The organism is Brenneria nigrifluens DSM 30175 = ATCC 13028 (assembly GCF_005484965.1).
Classification (GTDB): domain Bacteria; phylum Pseudomonadota; class Gammaproteobacteria; order Enterobacterales; family Enterobacteriaceae; genus Brenneria; species Brenneria nigrifluens.
In genome coordinates this window covers 4,385,139-4,396,992 of the sequence record NZ_CP034036.1, presented here as the reverse complement: position 1 = coordinate 4,396,992, position 11,854 = coordinate 4,385,139, and the positions used below count along the sequence as shown (strand labels likewise).

Annotated in this window: 8 protein-coding genes; 7 read left to right on the top strand and 1 reads right to left on the bottom strand. The window is 59.2% G+C overall.

From position 1 onward, the window contains the following. The 5 genes from EH206_RS20585 to EH206_RS20565 are packed head-to-tail and all read left to right on the top strand — an operon-like array spanning window position 1 to window position 5,727. On the top strand, window positions 1-996 hold the full coding sequence (locus EH206_RS20585) for an ABC transporter substrate-binding protein (protein ID WP_009114706.1): 996 nt from the start codon (window positions 1-3) through the stop codon (window positions 994-996). Beyond that, window positions 989-2,593 carry a rhodanese-like domain-containing protein gene (locus EH206_RS20580; protein ID WP_009114705.1) on the top strand — a complete coding sequence of 535 codons (1,605 nt, stop codon included), beginning with the start codon at window positions 989-991 and terminating at the stop codon, window positions 2,591-2,593. Before EH206_RS20585 ends, EH206_RS20580 begins: the two co-directional genes overlap by 8 nt. Window positions 2,594-2,606: 13 nt before the next feature. Further along, window positions 2,607-3,461: a CoA transferase subunit A gene (locus EH206_RS20575; RefSeq protein WP_009114704.1), complete on the top strand. Its 855-nt coding sequence runs from the start codon at window positions 2,607-2,609 to the stop codon at window positions 3,459-3,461. A 4-nt stretch (window positions 3,462-3,465) separates the two neighbouring features. After that, window positions 3,466-4,203: a CoA-transferase subunit beta gene (locus tag EH206_RS20570; RefSeq protein WP_009114703.1), complete on the top strand. Its 738-nt coding sequence runs from the start codon at window positions 3,466-3,468 to the stop codon at window positions 4,201-4,203. A gap of 3 nt (window positions 4,204-4,206) precedes the next feature. Next, window positions 4,207-5,727 carry a class I adenylate-forming enzyme family protein gene (locus EH206_RS20565; protein ID WP_009114702.1) on the top strand — a complete coding sequence of 507 codons (1,521 nt, stop codon included), beginning with the start codon at window positions 4,207-4,209 and terminating at the stop codon, window positions 5,725-5,727. 44 nt (window positions 5,728-5,771) lie between these two features. Here EH206_RS20565 and EH206_RS20560 read toward each other — a convergent pair whose 3' ends face one another. After that, window positions 5,772-8,171 carry a TonB-dependent hemoglobin/transferrin/lactoferrin family receptor gene (locus tag EH206_RS20560; protein ID WP_009114701.1) on the bottom strand — a complete coding sequence of 800 codons (2,400 nt, stop codon included), beginning with the start codon at window positions 8,169-8,171 and terminating at the stop codon, window positions 5,772-5,774. 363 nt (window positions 8,172-8,534) lie between these two features. On the opposite strand from EH206_RS20560, the gene parC reads away from it, so the two are divergent. Together parC and EH206_RS20550 are read left to right on the top strand one after the other, a co-directional pair. After that, entirely contained in the window at window positions 8,535-10,805 is a 2,271-nt protein-coding gene (parC, locus tag EH206_RS20555) for a DNA topoisomerase IV subunit A (RefSeq protein ID WP_009114700.1), read from the top strand. A gap of 189 nt (window positions 10,806-10,994) precedes the next feature. After that, complete coding sequence (locus EH206_RS20550; RefSeq protein WP_009114699.1) at window positions 10,995-11,732, top strand: 1-acylglycerol-3-phosphate O-acyltransferase; 738 nt, start codon at window positions 10,995-10,997, stop codon at window positions 11,730-11,732. The last annotated feature ends 122 nt before the right edge of the window (window positions 11,733-11,854 follow it).

The following is an 11,854-nucleotide window of genomic DNA, read 5'->3' as shown; positions in this document are numbered from 1 at the left end:
ATGGCGCAGTTGCAACGAAAGTTAACAATAACCGGCTTCGGCATGATATTGGCAATGGTGGGCGCAATGTTGGCGCCGTTATACGCCAATGCGGATAATCAGTCGGAGCAGAACAAGACGGTGAGGCTGACCTATGCCCGGGGCGGAGGAAATATCACGCTGCTGGCCAAAGAGCGCGGAGAGCTGGATAAACGCCTGGCGTCGCAGGGCATTCGCGTGGAGTGGGTCGGTCCCTTTCCCGGCCACGCTCAGTCGATTCAGGCGGTAGTGGGGCGTTCGGCGGATTTCAGCTTCGGCGGCTCGACCACGCCGGGGGTGGCCGCCATTCTGGCCGGTTCGCCGGTGGCGTTTACGCAATTCTATATCTATCTGCCCAGAACCTCCGCCATTATCGCCAAAGACGACTCCGGCATTAACAAGTTCGAGGATCTGATCGGCAAAACGGTCGCCGTTAACCGTTCCGGCCTGGGAGAGGTGCTATTTGTCGCCGCGCTGGAAAAACACAATATCGATCGCGATAAAATCAAAACGGTTTATCTGAACGCAGCGGACGCGGCGGCGGCGCTGGGCGCCGGCAAAGTGGACGCCTGGTCATGGTGGAGCCCGGCGATCGATATCGCGCGGCAGAACTACAAAGCGCACAACGTGTTTGAAGAAAAGGATCTGGACGCGCTTTATGACTTCAACTCCTTCCTGGTGCATAAAGACTTTGCCCGGCAACATCCCGATATTGTGAAAGCCGTCGGCGAGGCCTTTGCCGCTGAAGGCGAATGGGCGAGCGCGCATCCGCAGGAGGTGGAGGCGGTCAGCCAGAAAGCGGGGAAATACAGCGATGAAATCAAGAATTACTTTATTTCTCTCAACCGAAGCTACCGGTTCTTCAAACCGAACGATGAGGACTTTCTTAAACAGTTCCAGTTCGCCGCGGACTGGCTGACAAAACACCGTATTTTACAGGAAAAAGTCAACGTTAAAGAGTATGTGATCCATGAGTAATGAGCGCGCATTATCCTATATCGATAGCGAACAGACTCTGGCGCTGCTGCGCTCGGAGAGCGAGTTCGCGTTTATCGACCTGCGGGAAGAGGGGGAGTTCAGCCGGGCCCAGCCTTATCTGGCGGTGAATATCCCCTTGTCGGAGCTGGAGGTGAACGTCGCGCGTCTGGTGCCGAACCGCCGGGCGCCCGTCGTCCTGTTTGATGCCGACAAAGGGCTGGCGCCAACGGCGTACCGGCGGCTGGCGGCGAAAGGCTACGAAGATATCGTCGCGGTGAAGGGCGATTTGGCCGCCTGGCTGCGGGCCGGCGGCGAACTGTTTCGTGACGTCAACGTGCCTTCGAAAGCGTTCGGCGAGTGGGTCGCGCACTATGCCAATACGCCGATGATTACGGCGCAAGCGTTACAGGAACGCATCGGCAATGGCGACAATATCGTCATTCTCGATGCCAGGCCGTTTTCCGAATATCAGGTGATGACGATACCCGGTTCGATCAGCGCTCCCGGCGCGGAGCTTGTCTTGCGCGCCGCGGAGTTGGTCAGGGATGAGGACACGACGATCGTGGTGAACTGCGCGGGCCGGACGCGCTCGATTATCGGCGCGCAGTCGCTGATTAATTCCGGGCTGTTCAAGCATGTCGTCGCGCTGCGTAACGGCACCATCGGCTGGCTGATCGCCGGTTTTCAGCTGGAATACGGCGCCTGCCGCAGGGCGCCGGAGCGGGTCGGCGCGGAGAACCTGCGCAAAGCGCGCGCCGCCGCCGAGTCCCTGGCGCAACGGGCGGGAGCGCGTTTTATCACCCGCGACGAGCTGCGGGCGTGGCGGGCGGAGTCGGATGCCCGCAGCTTGTTCTGCTTCGACGTGCGCAGCCCGGAAGAGTATCGGCTCGTCAGGGCCGAAGGATTCCGGCACGCCCCCGGAGGGCAGCTGGTGCAGGCGACGGACGAATATATCGGCATCCGCAACGCCCGTATCGTCTTGGCCGACGATGACGGCGTGCGCGCGGCGATCGCCGCCTCCTGGCTGCGCCAGATGGGCTGGAAAGACGTCGCCGTGCTGGCCGGCGGGCTGGCGGCGGATTTGAAACCCGCCGTCGCGCTGCCGGAGACGGCGCCGGCGACGGCCGCTTCGACCGTTACGCCGGAAACGCTGTCTCGTTGGCTGGAGCAGGACAAAACGGCGGTCATCGATTTATCGCGCAGCAGCGCCTATGCCAAAGGCCACGTCCCCGGCGCCCTGTTCTGTCCGGGGATTTATCTGCCGCAGCTGCTGCCCGCGCTTTCCGGCGCGGAGAATCTGGTTCTGACCTCCGCCGATGGAGAGTTGGCGCGGGCGACGTTGCCTGAACTTAAACGCCTGACCGACAAACGCTGCTTTGCGCTTGCGGGGGGAACGCGCGGCTGGCGCGAGGCCCGCCTTCCGCTGGAGCAGGGGTTCGGTTTTACCCTGATTCCGGTTGATGACGTTTATAAACGGCCCTACGAGGGCGTTGATAGTCCGAAATCGGCCATGCAGGGGTACATCGACTGGGAATTGCAGCTGGTGGAGCAACTGAAGCGGGACGGCATCGCGAAATTCAATCTTGTCGGCCATTAACGGACAGCTGTTTATGTCATATAACGCGCTAAACGGGGCGAAAAAGCCCCGCGATAAGCTGGTCTCTCTCGGTGAACTGGCCGCCCGCATTGCCGACGGCTCGTCGCTGGCCGTGGGGGGAACCTGTCTGCATCGTGCGCCGTTCGCCTTGATCCGCGAGTTGATCCGGCAGCGGCGGCAGAATATCGAACTGATCAAACAATCGCCGGGATACGATATCGACATTCTTTGCCGCGCGGGCGTGGCGACCAAAGCGCGCTGCGGTATCGTGGCGATGGAAGGGAATTTCGGTCTGGCGCCCTGGTATCGCCGCGCGGTGGAAACGGGCCGTTTGGCGTTGGAAGAGCACGCCTGCGCCACCTTGACGGCGGGGCTGCGGGCCGCCGCGTTTGGCGTGCCGTTTCAGCCGGTGGCGGGGGTGCATGGTTCCGATCTGGCGGCGCTCAATCAATGGGTCGCGCTGCCCGATCCCTATGGATCCGGCGAAACCACCTGGGTTATCCCGCGCATCAAGCCTGACGTGGCGGTGATACACGTCGCCGAAGCGACGCGCTATGGCGACGGCCGGGTATTCGGCACCGCGAACTGGGACCATCTGATTTCAAGGGCCGCGGGGCGCGTACTGCTGACGGCGGAAAAGCTGGTGGAAGAAGAAGCCTTTGCGGCGCGCCCGGAACTGACGCTGATCCCGCATTTTCTGGTCGAGGCCGTCGCCGTGGTGCCGCGGGGCGGCTGGCCGGGGTCGTGCTGGCCCTATTATCCGCTGGATAGTCCGGCGATAGAAGGTTATCTGGCGCAGCGGGACGCGTCGTTCCTGCAACAGCATCTGGATATGGCGCCGGAGGCGTCTCAGGAAAGCGTGGAGTAGTGTGATGAGCCTCTCTTTTTCGCCGTTTTCATTTCTGGTCATCAATCTGGCCAGGTTTATCCGGCCCGATGAAATTACCTTCTCCGGGGTGAACTCTTCGGTCGCCATGCTGGCATGTCTGCTGGCCAAAAAAAGCTACGCCTTTGACTTCACCTATATCAATGTCGCCGGCGGCGTCGATCCTTCGCCCTCTTTCGTGCCGCTATCCAGCTCCGACCCGGTGCTGGCGGAAGGCTCGCGCGCGATTTTCGCCAACGAGGATTTCTATGACCTGTGCGCCAGAGGCGCATTGGATCTCTGCTTTCTGGGGGCGGCGCAGGTGGATGGCCAAGGCAATACCAACGTGTCCTGTATCGGCGACTGGCACGCGCCCAAGGTGCGTCTGCCGGGGGGCGGGGGCGCGGCGGTTATGCTGCCGACCGCCAGACGCTCGGTGACGTGGCGCACCGAGCACTCTCCCCGCACGCTGGTCGACAAGTTGGATTTCACCACCGCCAGCGGCGGCGTCAGCGGTCTGGTCACCCCGGCGGCGGTGTTTGAAAAGCGGCGCGGCCGGCTGGCGCTGAAATACCGGCACCCGGCGAAAAGCATCGAACAGATTATCGCCATGACCGGATTCGCCTTTGATTATGCCGCCGCCGAGCCGGCGCCGTTGCCGACGCGCGCGGAGCGGCAGGCGCTGCGCGAACTGGATGCCGACGGCCGTTTTGCGGCGGATCTGAATCTGCATATTGATAAATAAATTATGCTGAATGGTAACGACATGCCTTCCACCGAGGGAGAAACCGTGGATTTTCTGCGCAGCATCCGTCCCCATGCGCTAGCCGGGCGCACGGCGTTTATCGTTCCCGCCCCGCGGCCTGAAGAGGCGCGGCACGTCAGCTATGATGATTTTTATCAGCGGGTCAGCGCCTATGCCGCGGGCGCCGACAGATTGCTGCGTCCCGGATTCGCACCGGGGGAGGCGCGGTTTGTCGGTATTCGGCTGCCGCGATCGGTCGACGGCATCGCCCTGTTCCTGGGGCTGATGGAGGCGGGGTTCTGCCCGAGCTTTATGGAGCCGCGGGTTTCCTGGCCGGTCATCGCCGAGCGCATGGCTGCGGTGGTGATGAAGGTGCTGGTAACGGACGAGGACGATGTCGGCGTGCCGGAAGGCGTGCGCGTTTATCGCTCGTCGGCCCTGCTAAGCCGGGAGCGGCGGCAAGAACAGGATGTTTCCGCCGGTTCGGGCGATGAGCCGGCCATGTTGCTGTTTACCTCGGGCAGCACGGGCAATCCCAAGGGAATTGTGCTGTCGCATCGCAATCTGCGCAATAATGCGCGCGGCGTTATCGCCGTGACGCGCATTACCCCGGCCGATCGGTTGCTGCATCTGATGCCGCTGCACCATACCAACGGTGTGAATAACCAGATTATCGCGCCGCTGCTGCAAGGGGCGACGGTGATTCTGGCCGACAGGTTCCGGGCGGAACGGGTGCCGTCATGGCTGTCGGACTACGCCGTAACCTATATGACCGGGGTGCCGACCATCTATTCGCGCGTGCTGGCGGTGGTAAAGGCGCTTCCGCACCCTCTGGACGTTAAATCGTTGCGCTTTTTGCGCTGTGGTTCGGCGCTGCTGGCGGAGTCGCTGCATCGGGATATCGAGGCGGCGTTCGGTGTGGAACTGCTGGTTTCCTACGGATTGTCCGAAGCGACCTGTACTTCGACCATGAATCCGCCCGGCGGCAGAAAGATCGGTACGGTGGGGCAAACGCTGCCGGGGCAGCAGGTTGCCCTGTTCAGCCCCGGCGGTTGGAATGCGGCGGCGGAGGGGGAAATCTGCATTCGCGGCGATTCGCTGATGCGCGGCTATGTCGGCTCGGACGGCGCGCCAAGCCCGATAGAGTGCGGTTGGCTGCGCACCGGGGATATCGGCCGCTTTGATGGGGAGGGCTTTTTAACCATCACCGGACGGCTGAAAAATCTGATCGTCAGAGGCGGGGAAAATATCTCGCCGGAGCTTATCGAAAATATCCTGCTGAAACATCCGGCGGTCCGCAACTGCTGTGTTGTCGGCCGCCATTGCGCGGATCTGGGCGAGGTGCCGGTCGCGTTTGTCGAACCCGTGCCGGGCGACGCGCCGGACGAACGGGAGCTCGATAACCATATCAAAGCGTTTCTGCCGGCCAGCCATGCGCCGGCCGGTTATTATTGGCTGGAAAAACTGCCGGAAAACGCGGTGGGGAAAATCGATCGCAAGCAACTGAGATCCCGTCTGGGGTGAGGCAGGCGCAGGGCGTCAGGGCTATGCCCTGACGCCGGTCGGGATTAGAAATCCACGTTGACGCCAAGCTGGAAGCTGCGGCCGGGGGAGACGGCCAACTGCTGATTGTAATAGTTGATATCACTGGCGCTGTTGCTGGTAGGCGCCTCTATATTGCGGCTGGTTTGATAATCCCAGTATTTGCGATCGGTCAGGTTGTAGATGCCGCCGCTAAGCCTCACGTTTTTGGATACGCGATAGTAAGCGGTCAGATCTACCAGAGCGTAGCCCGGAACATGCATGAAAGTATAATCGTCAGAACCCAGGCTGTTTCCGCTGGAAGGGAGCTTACGACCCGCTGCATAGGTGGCGGTTTTGCCTTTATTGAAGGTGGCGATCAGCGCGGCGCCATAGGTGTTGGACGGATCATCGTAGGCAACGCCCACCACGGCTTTTTGCGGCGTCACCGAGTCTAGAGCGACATAGGAGTCACCGCTGGCGCTGGATTTTGATGCCCCTTCGGTATAGCCGTAGGCCAGACGGGCGCTGAAGCCATTCGCCTGTTCAAACCAGGTGCCGAGGTTGAATTTTGCGCTGATCTCGCCGCCGTAGATATAGGCTTTATCGCGGTTCTCCGTCAGATAAAGAATGCTGAGACTACTCGGCACGTTGGCGAACAGGGCGGGATTATCGGCGCGGCGATAGTAACCGTTGGCGATAAAGTTATTGTAATCGCTGTAGAAGGCCGACGCGCTCAGCGTGACCCCTTCCACAATCTGGCCTTTCAGTCCCAGTTCATAGTTATCGCTGGTTTCGGTTTTCAGGTCCGGATCGCTCAGCACGGCGTAGCTACTTGAGGTGCCGAAATAGCCGAGAGCCCAGGAACCATACAATTGCCCGTCAGTGGGAAACTGGGCGCCGCGCCGGTATTGAACGTAGGCCAGCAAATCGGGCGTGAGGTGGTACTGGAAAGCGATGGATGGCATAACCTGTCCATCGGCATTGGTGCCGTACATGCTGGTTGCTTCATCCGAAGTCACATTGCCATTGGTGTTGGTAAACAGATTGGAGGCGTTCTTCGGTTCAGCGTGCTGCCAGGCGAAGCGTACCCCCGGTACTATCGAGAAGTCGCGGCCGGCCAGCTCCCAGGTGATCTTATCCTGTACGAAAGCCCCCAGATTGATAATCTCGCTATCCGCCTGTGGCCGCCCCAGATCGATATTCAGGCCGCTCGCTGTCAGATTTTCCGCGGTGAACGGACGTTCTGTTTTCGACTGACGGGCATTGAAACCGTAGCTGATACTGTGGTTGCGCCACTCCTTGGCGGCCTTGCTTTCCAGGCCAAAGCTGTTGGTATCATAGTTGCTCCAGACGGAAGTCGGCGCGGAAGCGTCCGTGACGGTGTAGTCGTGCGCTTCGGTCTGGGTATAGAACAGTTTGGTATTCAGGCTGTCGAACAGCGAGAAATCTTCCGGCGTATAGAGATCCGCCAGACTGAACCCCCAGCGGCGGGTCTGACTGTCCTGATATGAGGTACTGCCATCGAGTGTAGAAACACCCGATGCGCTCATGTTCCAGGTCGGAAAATCGGCGTGATTGGTTTTGTGGTAATAATCGACGGTGGCGGTAAGCTGATGCGCATCAGTCGCTTGCCAGATACCGGAGGCCAGTACCGCGTTGGAGTGCCAGTTGGCCGGGGTGCTGTCGATGGTGGCATCGCTGTGGTTTTCGGTTTCGTTGCCGTCGCGGCGGCTGACGACGATGACGCCGCGCAGATCGTCGTCTCCGCCGGCGGCGGTAATGCCGTTGTGGAAGCTGCGGTCGGTGGAATCATACCCCGCCTGATAGCCGAAATAGCTGTGCTTGTCGGCATGCAGGTAATCATTGGCGGATTTCGGCTTGAAAGAGACCGAGCCGCCCAGGGCGTTATTACTGTTGGCGACCGACGTGGCGCCGGATTCGATCTCCACCGAACCGTACAGATAGGGGTCGAGATAATCGCCGCGGCCGATGCCGGTGCTGCCCGTCTGGCGGCGGCCGCTGACCGTGGATGTTCCGCGATCGGTGGAACTGGGCAGTTCCACCCCATCGATATCGATGGAGACCCGGTTGTTTTCCAGACCGCGAATATTGTAACCGCTGGCGCCGCCGCGATCGTAGTTGCTTTTGCCGGCGCTGACGCCGCTGGTGACGCCCGGCGCGCTGATCAGCGGCTGGTAGCGCATAATGTTGCTGAAATTATTACCGCCCTCTTTCTGCATATCGCCGGCGGTGATGGTCGTCTTGGTGCCGGCTTCTTTCTCGACTTTGGGAGAATAAACCGTCATCACGTCATCAGTTGGTCTAGACTCGTCGGCCGTATTGGCTTTAGCCGACGTTGGGTTATCGGCGGCAGCGCTGTTTAGCGCCGTACCGGTTAATATCCCGGTGAGAATGATTTTTCTGAGATTCTTATTGATTAACATAATGATGCTCTGTTGATGGGCGGCTTTCCGGTCGGCGCTACAGGGAACGGATTGCTGGCAATAGACTCCAGCAGAAATTGAAATCCGTGTTTAGTAGCAACATAAAACTATCGCAATGATAATCGTTATCAAAAAATAAAAGTTATCATTCGCGTTTTCAATTGTGATTTTATTAAGAACTCTTAATGAAGATGTCATATCGCCGTCATTCCCGGCCATTAAGTCAAACGGCCTTTAACGTCGCGGGTCTTTGTTCTCTGTGACAGAGGCCGGGCGGATAAGGTACTATTCCCGCCGAACATACCGCTGTGCGGCGCGTTGAAGAGAGCATTAATCGCGCCGCGATGTGAGGAAATGAGATAAATGAGCGAGATGACGCATGACGGCGCGGAAAGCCTGGCGCTGCACACGTTTACTGAAAATGCGTACCTGAACTACTCCATGTACGTCATCATGGACCGGGCGTTGCCGTTTATCGGTGATGGGTTGAAGCCGGTGCAGCGCCGCATTGTCTATGCCATGTCGGAGCTGGGCCTGAATTCCAGCGCCAAGTTTAAAAAATCCGCCCGTACCGTGGGCGACGTATTGGGTAAATATCATCCGCACGGCGACAGCGCCTGTTACGAAGCGATGGTGTTAATGGCGCAGCCGTTCTCTTACCGCTATCCGCTGGTGGACGGCCAGGGAAACTGGGGGGCGCCGGACGATCCGAAATCGTTCGCGGCGATGCGTTATACCGAATCCCGGCTGTCCAAATACGCCGAGCTGCTGCTTAACGAGCTGGGGCAGGGCACGGTCGACTATGTGCCGAACTTCGACGGCACGTTGCAGGAGCCGAAAATGCTGCCTGCCCGTCTGCCGAATATTCTGCTTAACGGCACCACCGGCATCGCCGTCGGGATGGCGACCGACATCCCGCCGCACAATATCCGCGAAATCGCCGCCGCCGCAGTGGCGTTAATCGATAAGCCCGGCGCCACGCTGGAGGATTTGTTGCAGCACGTTCAGGGGCCGGATTTCCCCACCGAAGCGGAAATCATTACCCCGCGCGATGAAGTGCGTAAAATTTACCAGAACGGGCGCGGTTCGGTGCGTATGCGCGCCATCTGGAAGAAAGAGGATGGCGAAGCGGTGATCACCGCGCTGCCGCATCAGGTTTCCGGCGCCAAGGTGCTGGAGCAGATCGCCAGCCAGATGCGCGCCAAAAAGCTGCCGATGATTGAAGACCTGCGCGATGAGTCGGACCACGAAAATCCCACCCGTTTAGTGCTGGTGCCGCGCTCCAACCGCATCGATCTGGATCAGGTGATGAACCATTTGTTCGCCACCACCGATCTGGAAAAAAGCTACCGCATCAATATGAATATGATCGGTCTGGATGGTCGTCCCGCCGTTAAAGGGCTGGTTGAAATCCTGACCGAATGGCTGGTATTCCGTCGTGATACCGTGCGCCGCCGCTTGAACTACCGGCTGGAGAAAGTGCTTAAACGCCTGCATATTCTGGAAGGGTTGCTGATTGCGTTCCTCAATATCGATGAAGTGATCCACATCATCCGTACGGAAGACGAGCCGAAGCCGGTATTGATGCGCCAGTTCAGCCTGAGCGAAACCCAGGCCGAAGCGATTCTGGAACTGAAATTACGCCATCTGGCCAAGCTGGAAGAGATGAAAATCCGCGGCGAGCAGGACGATCTGGCGAAAGAGCGCGACCATTTGCAGGCCCTGCTGGCATCCGAGCGTAAGCTGAGCAACCTGCTGAAAAAGGAAATTCAGGCGGACGCCCAGACCTACGGCGACGAGCGCCGCTCGCCGCTGAAGGAGCGCGCTGAAGCGAAAGCGATGAGCGAGCATGATTTCGTGCCTTCGGAGCCGGTCACCATCGTGCTGTCGGAGATGGGTTGGGTACGCAGCGCCAAAGGGCATGATATCGATCCGTCCGGGCTGAGTTATAAAGCCGGCGACAGCTTCCGCTCCGCCGCCCGGGGCAAAACCAATCAGCCGGTGGTATTTATTGACTCGACCGGCCGCAGCTATGCGCTCGATCCGCTGACGCTGCCTTCGGCGCGCGGACAGGGCGAACCGTTAACCGGCAAGCTGACGCCTCCGCCGGGGGCGACCGTCGAGCAGGTGCTGATGGCCGCGGACGATCAGCCCTTGCTGATGGCGTCCGACGCCGGCTACGGGTTTGTCTGCACCTTTAACGATCTGGTGGCGCGCAACCGCGCCGGCAAAGCGATTATCACCCTGCCGGACAACGCCAAGGTGCTGCCGCCCCTGGAGATCAACGGGGACGACAATACGCTGCTGGCGATCACCGCGGCGGGCCGGATGCTGCTGTTCCCGGTTTCCGACCTGCCGCAGCTGTCGAAAGGGAAAGGCAATAAAATTATCTCTATTTCGTCGGCGGACTTCGCCAGCGGCAAGGATCGCCTGACCTGGCTATTGCTGCTGCCGCCGCAGGCGTCGGTGACGCTGTACTTCGGTAAACGCAAACTGGTTCTGCGCGCCAACGAGCTGCAGAAATATCAGTCCGAGCGCGGACGGAAAGGCACCTTGCTGCGCGGCCTGCAGCGTATCGATCGCATTGATGTCGATGCGCCGAAACGACCGGGCGACGGCAGTAGCGAAGAGTAAATCATCCACGCCGGGGGAACAGGCGGCCTCCTGTTCCCCGTTTTGCCCGCTCCCGGCGGTTTTTGTCCGTTGAATGGATCGCTATCCAGCCAGCAAAAAAAACCATTATGTTTTATAGCGACGTCGCTATAGCCACTAGCGTTACTGAAAGGTATATACTAGCGGCGGCAGTTGGCTAATGAGGTTGTTATGTTATTCATTCTTCGTTTTATCGTGGTGATTCTATTTTCGCTGCTGATCTGTATTTTTGGCTCCATTTACTGTCTTTTCAGTCCTAAAAATCCACGCCATGTGGCGACGTTCGGTCATATGTTCGGGCGTCTGTCCAGGCTGTTCGGCCTGAAGGTCGAGGTGCGGAGCCCGCCAGAGGCGGCGCATTACGGCAAATGTATCTATATCGCCAATCACCAGAATAATTACGATATGGTCACCGCATCAAACGCGGTGCAGCCGCGTACGATCACCGTGGGCAAGAAAAGCCTGCTGTGGATCCCTTTCTTCGGTCCGCTGTACTGGCTGACGGGCAATCTGCTGATTGACCGCGACAACCGGGCCAAAGCGCACGGCACCATCGCCCAGGTGGTCAAGCACATCAAAGAGAACAATATCTCGATCTGGATGTTCCCGGAAGGCACGCGCAGCCGCGGGCGCGGGCTGCTGCCGTTTAAAACCGGCGCCTTTCATGCCGCCATCAGCGCGGAAGTGCCGATCGTGCCGATTTGCGTTTCCACCACCAGCAATAAGGTGAAGCTGAACCGCTGGAATAACGGCCATGTGATTGTGGAAATGTTGCCGCCGATCGATACCCGTTCCTACACTAAAGAGCAGGTACGTGAATTGGCGGCGCACTGTCATGATCTGATGGCCGCCAAACTGGCGCAGCTGGACGCCGAAGTCGCCGGACGTGAAGCGGCGGAAAAAAAATAAACCGCAACGTGACAACCCGACGGCCGCGGGGATAATGCATCCGGCCGCGCTGCCGGCAGTTTAAATTTATTTCTTTACCTTCCGCTTTTTGGTTCGGAAGCTACATTTTGCATACGGTTTAA